Source organism: Microbacterium sp. RURRCA19A (assembly GCF_900156455.1).
Taxonomy (GTDB): Bacteria; Actinomycetota; Actinomycetes; order Actinomycetales; family Microbacteriaceae; genus Microbacterium.
The window spans coordinates 954,163-970,020 of the sequence record NZ_FTNQ01000001.1 but is presented as its reverse complement, the minus strand read 5'-3'; the positions used below and the strand labels follow the sequence as shown (position 1 = coordinate 970,020).

The window sequence follows — 15,858 nt, the reverse complement described above, 5'->3', positions numbered from 1 at the left end:
CATCGGGCGGGGGTCGCGTCTTCGGACGCGGCTCCCGCTTCGGCCTGCGGGGTGTGCATCTCCGAGAGCAGAGCGGGGCCCCTACCCCGATGCTCTCGGAGATGCACACCCCTCCGGCCTACGCTGGGGGCGGCATCCTCGACGGGACGCCCACCCGCTGCGTCATCCGCGGCGGTACGGAAGAAGGAGAAGGCAGTGGCAGGGGAACGACAGGCTCGCGTGGCGGACCGCATTCGGGTGGTCCTCGCGGAGCGCCTCGAAAAAGGGCTGCGCGACCCGCGGCTCGGATTCGTCACGATCACCGACGTGCGCGTGACCGGCGACCTGCAGCACGCGTCGGTGTTCTACACCGTGATGGGTGACGAAGCGCACCGGGCCGACACGGTCGCGGCGCTGAAGTCGGCCACGGGAATGCTGCGCAGTGAAGTGGGGAAGAACCTCAACACCCGGTTGACTCCGACGCTGGAGTTCATCCTCGACGCCATCCCCGAGAACGCCGACCACATCTCGGCGCTGCTGCGCGAAGCGCGCGAACGCGACGAGTCGGTCGCGGGACTCGCCGCGAGCGCGTCGTACGCCGGCGAGGCCGACCCGTACGTCAAGCCGCGCGAGTTCGATGAGGACGACGACGGCGAGGACGACGAGCGCGGCTGACGCCGACCTCGGTGACGGCCGGATGCCCCTCGGGCTCCGGCCGTTCGTCGTCTCCGGCGCACCGTCGTGCGGAGTCCACGCACGACACGCCGGGCGTCTGAGGGTTCGATCGGCGTGTCGCCGGGAGAGTCCGCAGCGCGGACCCGCGGCGTCCGTCCGGGGGCGGAGGTGCGTCTCTCCCTCGCGCGGGGGAGGTGGTGGCATCCCCTCGTTCGTAGGCTCGGCGCATGACCGCTTCGTCTCGCCCGGACTGGATCGCCATCGGCGTCTTCGCCGTCACCTCCGTCGCGCTGTCCTGGCTCGTCGCGCTGCCGCTGTGGCTGCGGGGATCGGGGCTGGCCGATCCGTTCCTCGGCCTCTTCGCCGCCGCCATGATGTTCACCCCGACGCTCGGTGTCCTCGCAGCCCTCCAGGTCCAGCGGCGCACGCGGGGGCGGCGCGGTGCGCGGGTCGTGCTCCGCGAGCTGGGCATGTGGCCGCTCCGGCCGGCTGCCCGCACCGTCTGGACGTGCGTGGCCGTCATCATCGCGGCCCCGCTCCTGGTGGCGGTGGGCCTCGCGGTCGTGGCGGCGCTCGGTGTCGCGACATTCGACCTGGTCGGATTCTCCGGCTTCCGCGAGACCCTCGAGGCGGCGGTCCCGGCGGGGACCCCGCTCCCGCCGGTGGCGCTGCTCGCCGCGGTGCAACTGGCCACCATCCCGATCGGGGCGCTCATCAACGCGCCCTTCGCGTTCGGCGAGGAGCTCGGCTGGCGCGGCTTCCTGCTGCCCGCCCTCCGCCCGCTGGGGGTGTGGCCCGCGCTTCTGCTCTCCGGTGCGTTCTGGGGGCTGTGGCACGCGCCGTTGATCCTGCTGGGGTACAACTTCCTCGAGCCCAACGCGTTGGGCGTGCTGCTGATGATCATGGCGTGCGTCTTCTTCGGCATCCTGCTCGGCTGGACTCGGCTGCGCACGGCATCCGTCTGGCCCGCGGTGTTCGCCCACGGCGCGTTCAACGCCTCCGCGGGACTCGGCGCCCTCGTCATCGCGGCCGGCTCCGCCACACCCTCCCCGGTGATCGCCGGTCCGCTGGGGATCGTGATGTGGGGCGTGTTCGCCGCGGTGGTCGTGATCCTGGTCCTGACGGGACAGTTCCGCGCCGATCGGCTCGACGCGCGGCTCGCACCCGATCCCGTCCGGGTCGACCCGTCTCCTTCCCTGCCCTCCCCGTCGTGATGACGGGGTGATCGCGGGCGTGCCGTCCCGCGGAGATCGCGGCCCACACGCCGTCCGCATCGATCGTGTGGCGGCGTGTCGGCGATGCACTCCGCGAGACGGTACGCCCGCGCGCGGTCAGCGGGGGAGGAAGAGCGCTCCGCCGTCGGCCTCCGCCAGCCCATCGGCGATCAGCGAGTCGATGGCGCGGTCGCGCTGGCCGGCGTCGGGCCAGTCGGGCACCACGTCGTCGAGACGAACGCCGGCGGGAGCCGCATCGCGCAGCACCTTCAGGACGGCTCCGCGCGCCTGGCGGTCACTGCCCTCGTACTTCGCCTGACGCCGTCGTCGGTCCTCGGACGCCGGGTATCCGGCCGCGCGCCACGCGCACTGCGCGGCGAGCGGGCAGACGTCGCACCGGGGCGCGCGGGCCGTGCACACGATCGCTCCGAGCTCCATCGCCGCCGCGTTCACGATCGCCGCCTCGTCGATGTCGGCGGGGAGCTCCGCCGCCATGCGGGCGAGGTCCGCCTTGCCGGGCGGTCCGGGCTGGGCGGCACCGTCCACGACCCGGGCGAGCACGCGCCGGGTGTTGGTGTCGACCACGGGATGCCGGTCACCGTAGGCGAACACGGCCACGGCGCGGGCCGTGTAGTCGCCGATGCCGGTGAGTGCGAGCAGGGCGTGGACGTCGCGCGGCACGATCCCGCCATGGCGGTCGCGGATCTCGACGGCGGCGCGGTGCAGCCAGAGGGCACGCCGCGGGTACCCCAGGTTCGCCCACTGCGTGACGGCCTCCGCGGGGCCGGCAGCGGCGAGGTCCGCCGGGGTCGGCCACCTCCCCAGCCATGCCTCCAGGTGCGGGATGACCCGCGCGACGGGGGTCTGCTGCAGCATGAACTCGCTGACGAGGGTGCCCCAGGCGCCGAAGCCGGGCCGCCGCCAGGGGAGATCCCGCGCGTTGCCGCGGTACCACGCGATGAGCGGCGCGGCGATCCCTGGCATCCCTCCACCCTACGAGTCCTCGCGCCCACCCGCGCCGACTCCGCCTAGCGCCCCACCCGGTAGGTCGGTGCCGCGGCGTCACCCGATAAACGCAATCCACGGCCAGACACGGGTTCTCCCGCCGTGTCTCGTCGCCGATCGCGTTTATCGGTGGGAAGCGTGCGGGGGCGGTGCGCCGGGTGAAAGCGTGCGCGGGCCGGGCGCGACCTAGGCTGGAGGTATGTCGAGCGAGAACCCCGTGGAGACCGTGCAGCGGAGCCTCCGCGACCTGATGCGTCAGAACGCGGGCAACGGACGTCTCGTCGTGGCGATCGACGCGCTGGATGCCGCTGCCGCCACGGCCTTCGCGGACGGTTTCGCCGCGGCGGTCGGCGAAGACGGCACGGCCGTCTTCCGTGCGACGCTCGCCGACGACGCGGGCGACGTCCGCGAGATGCTGGTCGCCCCGTTCCGTGCCGGCGAGCCGTTCGGCAACGGCGACGTCGCACCCGATCGCGCGGTCCTCGTCGTCGACGGCCGCTTCCTCCACGCCGCGTGCCTGCGGGGCCTCTGGAACTGGTCGGTGTGGCTCGAGGCGAACCCGCCGTTCGGCGCCCCGCGTCCGGAGCTCCCGGATGCCGAGAAGCGCTACCTCCGCGAGGCACGCCCGAAGGCGGCCGCCTCGGTCATCGTCGAGAACTCCGACCCCGCGCACCCCGTGCAGGTGTTCGGCGACTTCTGCTGATGGCACGCCCCGGCATCCTCCTCGTCGACAAGCCCGGAGGCATCACCAGCCATGACGTCGTGGCGCGCGCGCGTCGCGCCCTGGACACCCGCAAGATCGGCCACGCGGGCACGCTCGACCCGATGGCGACGGGACTGCTCGTCCTGGGTGTCGAGGGGGCGACGAGGCTGCTGACTTACATCGTCGGCGCCGACAAGACGTACGAGGCGACCGTGCTGCTCGGGATCTCGACCGACAGCGACGACGCCGACGGTGAGGAGACGGCCCGGGCGGATGCCACGACCGTCGCCGCCGTGACCGATGCGGCGATCGCCGCCGGGATCGCCGACCTGAGCGGCGAGATCGACCAGGTGCCGAGCACGGTCTCGGCGATCAAGGTGCACGGGCGCCGGGCGTACGACCTCGCCAGGGCGGGCGAGTCGGTGGAACTGAAGGCCCGCCGCGTGACGGTGTCGCGTTTCGAGGTCCGGGCCGTGCGCCGGGAGGCGGCGACGATCGCGCTCGACGTCGTCGTGGACTGCTCGAGCGGCACCTACATCCGGGCGCTCGCCCGTGACCTCGGCGCCGCGCTCGGGGTCGGCGGTCACCTGACCGCTCTCCGCCGGACCCGCATCGGGGCGTTCGACGTCGCCGCCGCGGTATCCGTCGATGCCATCGCCGAGACCGTGCTCGTGAAACCGGCGACCGCCGCGGCCGCGGTCGTCGGCGCCCTCGCGGTCGGCGCAGAGGAGTCCCGCGACCTGCGCCACGGCAAGCGCATCGACGGCGGCGGTCGGCTGACGGGGGAGCGCGCCGCCGCGATCGATCCCGACGGGCGTCTGGTGGGGATCGTCGAGCGCCGCGGTACTCAGCTCAAGAGCGTCATGAACATGCCCGAGGAGGTCGCGGGATGATCCTGTGGTTCACACTCACGCAGGTGGGGGTCGCCGTCCTGGCGGGACTCATCGCGGTCGTCGCGGGACTGGCCGGTCGCCGCCCGTCCGACGTCACCGTCGGGGCGCTCGCCCTCATCGAGGTGCTCCTGATCGTGCAGATCGTCATCGCCATCGCCTCGCCCTTCGCGGGGAACCCGCCGACGGGCAGTCTGCTGGAGTTCTGGACCTATCTCGTGTCCGCCGCGCTCCTGCCGCCGGCGGGGGCGGCGTGGGCGCTCATCGAACGCAGTCGGTGGAGCACCGTCATCATGGGGGTCGCGGCCCTCGCCGTCGCCGTCATGGTGTGGCGCATGCACGTGATCTGGACGGTGCAGGTGGCCTGAGGGCACCGGATGCCGCGGCGCCCGGCCGCCTAGGATGGGGAGGTCATGGCATCCACCACTCCCGCCCGCACCCGCGGAATGACCGGCATCGGCCGGGTCCTCGTGATCGTCTACGGCATCATGGCGCTCGCCGCCACCGGCCGGTCGTTCGTGCAGATCGTCCGCGAGTTCGACGACGCCCCCGTCGCCTACTCGCTCTCCGCCCTCGCCGCGGTGGTCTACATCCTGGCCACGCTCGCGCTGATCTTCTCGTCGCGCGCGACCTGGTACCGCGTCGCCTGGATCGCGATCTGTTTCGAGCTCGTGGGCGTGATCGTCGTCGGCACCCTGAGCCTGGCCCTGCCCGCGCTCTTCCAGCACCCGACGGTGTGGTCGGTGTACGGCATCGGCTACCTGTTCATCCCGCTGGTCCTGCCCTTTCTCGGGCTGTGGTGGCTGATCCGGCACCGCAGGACCGCCCCGTGATCGTCTTCCGCGACCCGGCCGACGTGCCCTCGGGCTTCGGCCCGTCGGTCGTCGCGATCGGGAAGTTCGACGGTGTGCACACCGGCCATCGGGCCGTCATCGACCGCGCGCGCGTGGAGGCGGCCGACGGCGCTCAGGTCGTGGCCGTGACCTTCGACCGCAATCCGTTGAGCGTCCTGCGGCCCGATCGGTGCCCGCCGGACGTGATCGGTCCGCACCAGAAGCTCGAGCTGCTCGACCGCGCGGGAGTGGATGCCACCCTGCTGCTGACCTTCGATGAGACTCGGGCCGCGCAGCCCGCGGAGGACTTCGTCCGCGAGGTGCTGGTCGACGCCCTCGCGGCGCGCACCGTCCTCGTCGGTCGCGACTTCCGGTTCGGCGCGGGCGGTGCCGGCGACCCGGACCTGCTCGCGCGGATGGGGGAGGAGCACGGTTTCCGTGTCGACGTCGTCGACGACGTCCGTGCCGTCCACGCCGACCGGCGCGTGTCGTCGACGTGGATCCGCGAGGCACTCGCGGCGGGCGACATCGCCACCGCCGCGCGCCTGCTCGGCCGCGCCCCCTCGGTCTGGGGCGAGGTGGTGCACGGGCTCAAGCGCGGTCGCGAGCTCGGGTATCCGACCGCGAACCTCTCGCCCGAGCTCGAGGGTTTCGTGCCCGCCGACGGCGTGTACGCGGGGTGGCTCATCGACGTGGACGGCGCGCGTCGGATCAGCTATCCGGCCGCGGTCAGCATCGGGACGAATCCCACGTTCGACGACGTGCACACGCGGCAGGTCGAGGTGTACGTGCTCGACGAGACCGACCTCGATCTGTACGGGCATCACGTCGAGGTGCGTTTCGTCGAGCGGGTCCGCGGCATGGCGGCGTTCGACGGCATCGACGCGTTGCTGGTGCAGATGGCCGACGACGTCGAACGGGTCCGCGGCATTCTGCGCTGACGCCTTCCCACCGAGGCGGATGCGGACTCAGTCGCGCCGCGACAGATGATTCCGGATGCCGAGGAACGCGGCCGCGGCACCGAGGAGCATCAGCACGGCGGTGAACACCGCGGCGCGGTGGAACCCGTCGATGTCGAGCGCGCCCCCGGCGACCGCCGAGATCGCGGCGATCGCGAGGAGGCCCGCCACACGGGAGACGGCGTTGTTGACAGCGGAGGCGATCCCCGAGCGCTCCGTCTCGATCGCGCCGAGCACCGCGGCGGTCAGCGGCGACACCGTCGCGGTCAGCCCCAGTCCGAACACGACGATCCCCGGGAGCACCTGGGTCCAATAGTCGAAGTCGGGCCGCACCGAAAGCAGCAGGAGAGCGCCCGCCGCCATCACCACGGGGCCGAGCGTCATGAACAGGCGGGGGCCGTACCGCCCCGCCAGGGCCCCCATCCGGGAGCTGAGCGTGATCATCAGCAGCGTGCTCGGCAGCGAGGCCAGGCCCGCGAGCGTCGCGGGCAGGCCCGCCCCCTGCTGCAGGTAGACCCCGACCACGAACCCGTTCAGCGACAGCGCCGCGTACACGAAGACGGTCGTGAGATTGCCGGCCCAGAAGTTGCGGGAGCGGAACAGGTCCAGCGGCATCATGGGTTGGCGGGCCGTGCGCTGGCGCACGAGGAAGCCCGCGAACGACAGGATGCCGATCACTCCCGGCCCCCAGATGACCGGCGACGCCCACCCCAGGTTCGGCTGCTCGATGAGGGCGAACACGACTCCGCCGAGGCCCGCCGCGCAGAGCACGGCACCGAGGATGTCGACGCGCGCCCCGGCGCGTCGGTGGTCCACATGCCCCGACCGGGCCAGGAGCCACAGCGTGGCGCCGATGGGCAGCACGTTGACGAGGAACACCAACCGCCAGGAGAGCGTGTCCACGAAGACGCCGCCGATGAGGGGACCGGCGATCATCGCGACGGTGGTCGCCCCGGTCCAGATGCCGATGGCCCGGGCCTGGGCCGGGCCGCGGAAGGTCGATGTGATCAGAGCGAGGGAACTCGGTACGAGCAACGCCCCCGCGACCCCCTGGAGGGCCCGCGCGACGATGAGGAACTCGGCCGTGGGGGCCGCGGCGATCGCGATCGAGGTCACGCCGAACCCGACCAGCCCGATCCGCAGAACCAGGGTGCGGCCCAGGACGTCGCTGAGGGAGCCGGCGACGAGGATGAACGCGCCGAGCGTCACGAGGTAGGCATCCACCACCCACTGCTGCGTCGACAGACCGCCGCCCAGATCGCGCGAGATCGCGGGGAGGGCGACGTTCACCACGGTGCCGTCGAGGAACGACACGAAGGATGCCAGCACGGCGACGGCGAGCACCACGCGCTGGTCGCGCGACATCGGTTCGGCCATCGCCCCAGCGTAGGTGTCGTCGAATCGCCGGGGGAGGGGTACGTCAGGACCACCCGCCGACGCGCTAGAATGGTCTCGATCCCGTCACCCGCCTCCTCGCGAGCCGTTCCGGTGAAGACGCGTCGCGGGTCGCAGACGCTGCCGCTCCGGCGGTGAGTCTCGCGGCACTCTCCGGGATCACTGATCCACCGGCCACCGGCCGGGACGTTCCGGACACGTCCGGACGACACGCTCAGGAGGAGCATGCCGACCACGGCAACCGCCGCCCGAGGCTCGAGCCAACGGCGCCGCAAGACCTCGTCATCCCGTCGCGACGACGAGGCCCCCGTCATCCCCATCCTCGCCCGCAAGGTGCGCGAGGTCGAAGCCAAAGCGCAACGCGGCAAGCTCGGCCCGACCAACCGGGTGAAGTTCCAGGTGATCGCCTTCCTCGTCCGCGAGGAGCGCGCCCGCGTCAAGGCCGACACCGAGATCACCGACGCCGCACGCGCCGAGCTGCTCAAGCGCCTCGACGGTGTGGCCACGATCCTGGCAAAGACCGCCGCACGCGACACGTCGCTGATCCAGCTGCTCGAGGTCGACCAGGCCACGTCGCCGGTCGCGCGCCGCATGCGCCGCGACTGGCTGCTGGAGTCCGGCGCCGAGCTGGCACCCGATGAGCTCATCATCACCGACACCGCCCCGCAGGTCGCCCCGGTGGTGCCGGCGGCGCTGGCCGAGAAGCAGGTCATCCCGCCATCCATCGAGGCGCGCCAGATGGCGAACCCGTTCCTGCCGCCCGATCTCACCCCGCGCAGCACCGGCGACGCCCCCCGGCGACGCCTGGACGGCTGGGAGCTCATGGGCCCGCTGTACAAGGCGTTCGAGACCGGTGCCGGTGGGTCGGCCGCCAGCATGGACCTGCCTCCCGTGCCCGAGTTCGACCGGCTCTCGCCGCGCGGGCTCGAGGTCATGCCGCATCAGTCGCGCTTTCTCGAGGCCGTTCGTCAGGGGCACCGTTCGTTCCTGCTCGCCGACGAGCCGGGTCTGGGCAAGACGGCCGAATCGGTGCTCGCCGCCTCGGTCGCCGAGGCCTACCCGCTGCTGGTCGTGGTGCCCAACGTCGTGAAGATGAACTGGGCGCGCGAAGTGCAGCGCTGGACGCCCCACCGCCGCGCCACCGTCATCTCGGGGAGCGGCGCCGACATCGACGCGTTCGCCGACGTGTTCATCGTCAACTACGAGATCCTCGACCGCCACCTGTCGTGGCTGTCGTCGATCGGCCTCAAGGGCATCGCGGTCGACGAGGCGCACTTCATCAAGAACCTGTCGTCGCAGCGGTCGCAGAACGTCCTCGCCCTGGCCTCCCGCGTCCGTCAGCAGACGCGCGATCCGCTCCTGCTCGCGCTCACCGGTACCCCGCTCATCAACGACGTCGAGGACTTCGACGCGATCTGGCGCTTCCTCGGCTGGACGAACGGCGAGAAGCCGGGTCCCGAGCTGATGGAGAAGCTGGATGCCACGGGCCTCACGCCCGCGGACAAGGCGTTCTACCCCGAGGCGCGCGAGGCGGTGATCTCGATGGGGATCGTGCGGCGCAAGAAGAAGGACGTCGCCGCCGACCTCCCCGACAAGCTCGTCGCCGACCTCCCCGTCGAGCTCGACGACGAGTACGGCCGCTCGATCCGCCACGCCGAGCGCGAACTCGGCGCGCGTCTCGCCGCGAAGTACCGCCGGATCATCGAGGCCCGCGGTGACCGTGGGCTCGCACCGGGCGAGATCGACGAGGACATCGTGCGCCTCGTCGCGCACGGCGAACTCGAAGAGTCGAAGGCCGCCGGAACCGGCTCCGAGAACGTCTTCACGATGGTCCGTCGCATCGGACAGGCCAAGGCGCAGCTCGCGGCCGACTACGCCGTGCAGCTCCAGCGTTCGGTCGGCAAGGTCGTGTTCTTCGCCAAGCACATCGACGTCATGGATGCCGCGGAGGCCCACTTCAAGGCATCCGGTCTGAAGGCGGTGTCGGTGCGCGGAGACCAGACGTCCACGGCGCGCCAGGCCGCGATCGACGCGTTCAACACCGACCCGTCCGTGGGCATCGCGGTGTGTTCGCTCACCGCCGCGGGCGTGGGACTGAACATGCAGGCGGCGTCCAACGTCGTGCTCGCCGAACTGTCGTGGACGGCCGCGGAGCAGACGCAGGCCATCGACCGCGTGCACCGCATCGGCCAGGACGAGCCCGTCACGGCCTGGCGCATCATCGCCGCGCACACGATCGACACCAAGATCGCCGAGCTCATCGACTCGAAGGAGGGCCTGGCGCAGCGCGCCCTCGACGGCCTCGCCATCGAGCCGGGCTCCAGCGACTCGGTGCAGCTCTCCGCGCTCATGCACCTGCTGCGGCAGGCGCTCGGCGCCTGAGCCCTCCCACGAACGCCCCGGTGCCGCCGGGGCGTTCGTGCGTCGTGGGCGTGCGCGCTCGCTAGGGTCGGGGCATGCCCCTCGATCCGTCCGCGCTGATCGACGGTCCGCGTGGGCGTCGGCTGTGCCTGGAGGTCCTGCTCGAAGGAGCGCGTCGCGCCGACACCCCCGAGACGAGGGATGCCGTTCAGGCGGCGTTCTGGGCCGCGCACGGGCGCGAACGAGGGACGAGTGTGCTGCTCTCGTTCACCGACGGGACGGAGCCGTTCGTCGAGCCCGAGGTGTCCCCGCGCGCCGCGGCGGCGGCGCTCGCCGCGCTTCCCGTGCCCGCGATGACGTCGCAGACGCTCGCGCACGCGCTATGGCAGGCGGTCGACGAGGCCGCCTACTGGCAGCCGCCCTCGGGGATGGACGAGCTCGCGGCGGCGCCGGAGATGCGACCCGTCCTGCGGCGGATGGCGGACGGCATCGTGCGATCCGGCCTCGTCGAGTGGTGGGCGAGCCCGGTCGCGTGCGAACACCAGGCGGCCGTGGCGTGGGAGGAGGAGCCGTTTCGTGCCGTCGATCCGGAGGAGATCCTCCCCGAGTGGCGCGCGGACATGGCGGCCGACGAGCTTCGGTTCGCGGGCTCCACCGGGGTCTCCGGCCCGTGGTGGTCGACGCCGCCCTTCCCTCTTCCGCGTACGACCCGCCTCGGCGAGCGTGGCCCGCTGGGCCTGTCCTTCGTCGAGGACTCCTTCGGGTGGCTGTCCGCGCGTTCGCGTCGCGTCGACCCGCCCGCGGGCGACGTCATCGAGATCGACGGCCCCGAAGCCTGGGCGGCGCTGTGCCTGCGGCATCCGCTGGTCGTCACCGCGTCGCGGCGCACCGTCTGGGACTGGACGACGGGGCGCGACGGCGTCTGGGTGATCCCGGACTGGGCGGCGCTGGCGCGCGCGGCGGTCGGCGTCCATCTCACCGTGACCGGGTACCTCGCCGGCGCGGGACGGATCATCGACCTCGGCGACGGGGGAGCCAGCACGATCGCGGGGTGGGTTCCGGACGAGACGTTCTGGTTCCGGAACCCGGTCGACGTGGGGCCGGAGGAACGGTGGGTCGCCGAACACACCATGGGTGTGGACCGGTGGCATCCCGCGTGAGACGTCCCCCGTTTGGCGGGCGCGGCGGGTGGGGCACTAAGGTCGAACGCGGCAGCGTCGCCGACTCGATCATCCCCAATAGCGAGGTTCCAGCATGAAGATCGGCATCCTGACCAGCGGCGGAGACTGCCCCGGGCTGAACGCCGTCATCCGTGGCGTCGTGCTCAAAGGCACCACCAATCACGACATCGAGTTCGTCGGCATCCGCGACGGCTGGCGTGGCGTCGTCGACGGTGACTTCTTCCCGCTGACCCGCCACGAGGTGAAGGGTCTGTCCAAGGTGGGCGGCACGATCCTCGGCACGAGCCGCACGAACCCCTACGAGGGTGTGCGCGGCGGCGCCGAGAACATCTCCAAGACGCTCTACGGGCATCGCATCGACGGCATCCTGGCCATCGGCGGCGAGGGCACGCTCGCCGCGGCCGATCGCCTGTCGAAGGACGGCATCAACGTGATCGGCGTCCCCAAGACGATCGACAACGACCTGCGCGCCACCGATTACTCGTTCGGCTTCGACACCGCGGTCAACATCGCCACGGATGCCATGGACCGCCTCCGCACCACGGGTGACTCGCACCAGCGCTGCATGGTGGCCGAGGTCATGGGCCGGCACGTCGGCTGGATCGCCCTGCACGCCGGCATCGCCGCGGGCGCCCACGTCATCTGCATCCCCGAGGTGCCGATGTCGATCGACGAGATCGTCGAGCAGGTCACGCGCGCCCACGACCGCGGCCGTGCGCCGTTGGTGGTCGTGTCGGAGGGCTTCAAGCTGCAGGGCATGGACGAAGCGTTCAGCGACAAGGGCCTGGATGCCTTCAACCGCCCCCGCCTCGGCGGCATCGGTGAGCTGCTGGCCCCCGAGATCGAGCGCCTGACCGGCATCGAGACCCGCGCCACGGTGCTGGGCCACATCCAGCGCGGTGGTTCGCCGTCGGCGTTCGACCGCGTGCTCGCGACGCGTCTGGGGCTGCACGCCGCCGACGCGCTGGCCGACGGCGCCTGGGGGCAGATGGTGGCCATGCGTGGCACCGACATCATCCGCGTGCCGTTCGCCGACGCGCTCGGCGAGCTGAACAGCGTGCCCCTCTACCGCTACGAAGAAGCCGCCGCGCTCTTCGGCTGAACCGCGCTCCCGTCGCCCCGTCCCGCCGCCGCGGGGCGGGGCGTCGTTGTTGCGGTGCGGGGGTGTAGGGGGCAGGGCGTCGTCGTTGCGGTGCAGTGTCGGCGCGCGTCCCACTTATGACGGCGCTCGTCCCAGTTCTGCCGATGCATGTTCCATTTCTTGCTGTTTGGTGGGCTCGAAGGCAGCAACAAGTGGGACATGCCTTTCTGTCGCGACCGGAGGAGGTTTCCTCCACAGCCGCTCTTCGAACCAAACGGGTTGTGGACAACCTGGAATCGGGCCGCTGCGTCCGGGATCGTGGAGCATGACTCGACCTCGCCCGCTTCCCACCGATCTCCCCGAGCGATTTCACGTCGCCCACGCCCTGGAGAAGGGAGTAAGTCGCGCTCGATTGCGCGCCTCCGACCTCGCCGCGCCCTTCCACGGAGTGCGATCGCGCTCCCTTGGGGATGATGGTGGATCGCTCGTCGATCTCTGTCGCGCGTACGCGCCCCGTCTTGCACCCGGACAGTTCTTCAGCCACGAGACCGTCTTCGCGCTGCGGGGCCTCAGTACGCCCGAGTGGCCCTACGTACCTCGCATCCATGTGTCGACCCACCGGCCCGCGCGAGAACCGCGCACCGACGGCGTCGTAGGGCATCGGCTGCAGACGCGGGAGCCGGCCATCGAAACCGGACCTCACGGGATGCCGATGGAGAATGCGGTGCGAGCGTGGCGGCAGTGCGGTCGGCTCTGGCATCTCGATGATCTCGTCGCGGGTGCCGACGCGCTCTTAGCGGGTCGGAGGCCGCTCGCCACCGTCGACGAACTGGCGGTTGAGGTGGCTCTCATGGGGGATGTGCGTCGTGGCATCCTGCGCCACGCCCTCGCCCTGGCCCGGCCGGGCGTGCGCTCTCCGAAGGAAACGCATCTGCGTTTGGTGCTCGTTCGCGGAGGACTTCCGGAGCCGGAAGTCAACGCCGACATCTTCTCGGCCCGGGGCGAGTTCGTCGCGGAGATCGATCTGGTGTTCCCCGCGTGGAGAGTGGCGGCCGAGTACGACGGCCGAGTGCACGCCGAGGATCCGCGGCAGTTCGCGCGAGACGCCGATCGCTGGGCAGCGATTCGGGACGCGGGATGGGACCATGTCCGCATCCTGAACCACCATCTTCGCGACGGGGGTGGTTACGCCCTGACGATGGTGCGCGATGCGCTGATCAGAGCGGGCTGGCGGCCCGGTCTGTGACCAGCATGTCCCACTTATGGCTGTCACGGCTGCCGCTGGGCAGCACTATTTGGGACACACCTCGCCATAGGTGGGACACACCTCGCCATAAGTGGGACAAGCGCCCCCGTCGAACCGCCCCTACTCGGCCAGACCCAGCACGTCCAGCAGCCAGGCCAGCTCGAACGCGCGCTCGCGCCACGCGTTGTAGCGGCCGCTCACGCCGCCGTGCCCGGCGACCATCTCGCACTTCAGCAGCGCGTCGGCGCCGACCTCGCGCAAGCGCTGCACCCATTTGGCGGGCTCGACGTACAGCACGCGGGTGTCGTTGAGGGAGGTGACCGCGAGGATGCGGGGGTACTGCACCCCGCCGCGCACGTTCTCGTACGGCGAGTACGACTTCATGTACGCGTAGACCTCGGCGTCGTGCAGCGGGTCGCCCCACTCGTCCCACTCGATGACCGTGAGGGGGAGCGAGGGGTCGAGGATCGTCGTCAGCGCGTCGACGAACGGCACGTCGGCGAGGATCCCGGCGAACAGCTCGGGCGCGAGGTTGGCGACGGCGCCCATCAGCAGCCCGCCGGCGCTCCCGCCCTCGGCGACGAGGCGGTCGGGGGTGGTGTACCCGGATGCCACGAGGTGCCGCGCCACCGCGACGAAATCGGTGAACGTGTTGCGCTTCGCCTGCAGCTTGCCGTCCTCGTACCACTGGCGACCCATCTCGCCGCCGCCACGGACGTGGGCGACCGCGAAGACGACGCCGCGGTCCAGCAGCGACAGTCGCGGAACCGAAAAGCCGGGCTCGATGGAGTGCTCGTAGGAGCCGTAGCCGTAGAGGTGCACGGGACGCGGGGAGGCGCCGGGCTCACCGAACGAACGCTTCCACACGAGGGACACCGGCACCTGGGTGCCGTCGTCGGCCGTCGCCCAGGCACGGGCCTGACCGTAGTCGTCGGGGTCGAATCCGCCGAGGACGGGCTGACGCTTGCGCAGCAGCAGCTCACCGGTGTCGATGACGTAGTCGTACACGGTGCCGGGCGTCACGAACGATCCGTAGCCGACGCGCAGCACGGGGGGAGCCCACTCGGGGTTGCCGCCGGTGCCGACGCTGTACAGCGGCTCGTCGAACGCGATCTCGGACACGCCGTGGTCGGCGTACGACAGCAGGCCGAGGCGTGCGAGGCCGTCGCGACGGTAGGCGACGACGCCCCAGTCACGGAAGGTGTCGACGCCCAGCAGGCGCTCGCCGGGGCGATGGGCGATCACGGTCTCGCGCGGCCCCTGAGGATCGGATGCCGCGACCCGCACCAACTCGAAATCGAGGGCGCCGTCGTTGTGGAGGATGTACAGCACGTCCGCGCCGTCGACGACGGCGTGCTCGACCGAGTACTCCACGCCCTCGCGGCGGGGCCAGACGATCCGGGCCTCGCCCCGCAGGTCATCGGCGTCGAGCAGGCGCTCCTCCGAGGTGATCGAGGACCCGACGCCGATGATCAGGTACCGGTCGCTCCGGGTGAAGTCGGCTCCCACCCAGTACCGCTCGTCGGGTTCGTGGAACAGCTGCACGTCGGCATCCACGCCCGTCCCGATCTCGTGCAGCCACACGGTGTCAGGGCGCCATGCGTCGTCGACGGTGGTGTAGACGATGAAGCGGCCGTCGGGCGAGAACGTGGCACCCGAGAACGTGCCGGGGATCTCGTCGGCGAGCGTCTGACCGGTGACGAGGTCGCGGACGCGCACGGTGTAGCGCTCGTCGCCGGCCACGTCGATGCCGTACAGCATGCGGGTGCCGTCGTTCGAGACCTCGAAGCTGCCGAGCGAGAAGAAGTCGGTGCCCTCGGCCTCGACGTTCCCGTCGAAGAGGACCTGCTCGCCGGGCACGGCGACGTCGGGGGAGAGCTGGGGCGGCGTCCAGTCGTCGGGCGAGGCCAGCGGGGCGCGGCACTGGATGCCGTACTGCGCGCCCGCGACGGTGCGGCCGTAGTACCACCACTCGCCGCGGCGGGCGGGGACGGACAGGTCGGTCTCGAGCGTGCGCCCCTTGATCTCACCGAAGATCTCGTCGCGGAGGGATGCCAGGTGCGCGGTGCGGGCGTCGGTGTACGCGTTCTCGGCCTCGAGGTGGGCCACGACCTCGACGTCGTCCTTGGCGCGCAACCACTCGTACGGGTCGTCGAAGGTGTCACCGTGGTGGATGCGCGCCGTGATGCGGCGGGCGGCGACGGGAGGGACGGGGCGGGCGTCGGTGTCGGTCACCACTCCACGGTAGTCGGCTCCGACGCGGTGGGCGGCTCAGCGTTTGACCAGGATGCATGCCGGTGAAATGATGTCGTCGGCCCCGTGAACCTGGGCCGAAT

General features: G+C 71.4%; 14 protein-coding genes. 11 read left to right on the top strand and 3 right to left on the bottom strand.

Translation table 11 applies throughout. The features are described 5' to 3' along the window. Window positions 1-195: 195 nt before the first annotated feature. The gene (gene rbfA / locus BW982_RS04735) at window positions 196-654 is read left to right on the top strand and encodes a 30S ribosome-binding factor RbfA (RefSeq protein WP_076490886.1); all 459 of its coding nucleotides are present in this window, start codon (window positions 196-198) and stop codon (window positions 652-654) included. A 227-nt stretch (window positions 655-881) separates the two neighbouring features. Beyond that, on the top strand, window positions 882-1,868 hold the full coding sequence (locus BW982_RS04730; RefSeq protein ID WP_076490885.1) for a CPBP family intramembrane glutamic endopeptidase: 987 nt from the start codon (window positions 882-884) through the stop codon (window positions 1,866-1,868). Window positions 1,869-1,985: 117 nt separating this feature from the next. Here the strand turns inward: BW982_RS04730 and BW982_RS04725 are convergent, their stop codons facing one another. Then, window positions 1,986-2,852, bottom strand: coding sequence for an HhH-GPD family protein (locus BW982_RS04725; protein ID WP_076490884.1), 867 nt, complete (start codon window positions 2,850-2,852; stop codon window positions 1,986-1,988). A gap of 220 nt (window positions 2,853-3,072) precedes the next feature. On the opposite strand from BW982_RS04725, the gene BW982_RS04720 reads away from it, so the two are divergent. The 5 genes from BW982_RS04720 to BW982_RS04700 are packed head-to-tail and all read left to right on the top strand — an operon-like array spanning window position 3,073 to window position 6,240. Then, entirely contained in the window at window positions 3,073-3,576 is a 504-nt protein-coding gene (locus BW982_RS04720) for a nucleoside/nucleotide kinase family protein (RefSeq protein WP_076490883.1), read from the top strand. Further along, a complete protein-coding gene (truB, locus tag BW982_RS04715) occupies window positions 3,576-4,469 on the top strand; it encodes a tRNA pseudouridine(55) synthase TruB (protein WP_076490882.1) in 894 nt (297 codons plus the stop codon). Before BW982_RS04720 ends, truB begins: the two co-directional genes overlap by 1 nt. Further along, entirely contained in the window at window positions 4,466-4,834 is a 369-nt protein-coding gene (locus tag BW982_RS04710; protein WP_076490881.1) for a hypothetical protein, read from the top strand. The genes truB and BW982_RS04710 overlap by 4 nt, the downstream gene beginning before the upstream one ends. Window positions 4,835-4,879: 45 nt before the next feature. Continuing rightward, entirely contained in the window at window positions 4,880-5,299 is a 420-nt protein-coding gene (locus BW982_RS04705) for a hypothetical protein (RefSeq protein ID WP_076490880.1), read from the top strand. Next, window positions 5,296-6,240, top strand: coding sequence for a bifunctional riboflavin kinase/FAD synthetase (locus BW982_RS04700; protein ID WP_076490879.1), 945 nt, complete (start codon window positions 5,296-5,298; stop codon window positions 6,238-6,240). Before BW982_RS04705 ends, BW982_RS04700 begins: the two co-directional genes overlap by 4 nt. A 27-nt stretch (window positions 6,241-6,267) precedes the next feature. Here the strand turns inward: BW982_RS04700 and BW982_RS04695 are convergent, their stop codons facing one another. Beyond that, window positions 6,268-7,635 carry an MFS transporter gene (locus BW982_RS04695; protein ID WP_076490878.1) on the bottom strand — a complete coding sequence of 456 codons (1,368 nt, stop codon included), beginning with the start codon at window positions 7,633-7,635 and terminating at the stop codon, window positions 6,268-6,270. Window positions 7,636-7,878: 243 nt separating this feature from the next. Here BW982_RS04695 and BW982_RS04690 point away from each other — a divergent pair, with 243 nt between their 5' ends. The 4 genes from BW982_RS04690 (at window position 7,879) to BW982_RS17415 (ending at window position 13,522) form a co-directional block, all read left to right on the top strand. Next, window positions 7,879-10,035, top strand: coding sequence for a DEAD/DEAH box helicase (locus BW982_RS04690; protein ID WP_076490877.1), 2,157 nt, complete (start codon window positions 7,879-7,881; stop codon window positions 10,033-10,035). A gap of 74 nt (window positions 10,036-10,109) precedes the next feature. Then, on the top strand, window positions 10,110-11,174 hold the full coding sequence (locus BW982_RS04685; RefSeq protein ID WP_076490876.1) for a hypothetical protein: 1,065 nt from the start codon (window positions 10,110-10,112) through the stop codon (window positions 11,172-11,174). Between the two features lie 94 nt (window positions 11,175-11,268). Continuing rightward, a complete protein-coding gene (locus BW982_RS04680) occupies window positions 11,269-12,297 on the top strand; it encodes a 6-phosphofructokinase (protein WP_076490875.1) in 1,029 nt (342 codons plus the stop codon). A gap of 691 nt (window positions 12,298-12,988) precedes the next feature. Then, a complete protein-coding gene (locus BW982_RS17415; RefSeq protein ID WP_083696506.1) occupies window positions 12,989-13,522 on the top strand; it encodes a hypothetical protein in 534 nt (177 codons plus the stop codon). Window positions 13,523-13,642: 120 nt separating this feature from the next. Here BW982_RS17415 and BW982_RS04670 read toward each other — a convergent pair whose 3' ends face one another. Then, window positions 13,643-15,757, bottom strand: a complete 2,115-nt coding sequence (locus BW982_RS04670) for a S9 family peptidase (protein WP_076490873.1) — start codon at window positions 15,755-15,757, stop codon at window positions 13,643-13,645. Window positions 15,758-15,858: the final 101 nt, after the last annotated feature.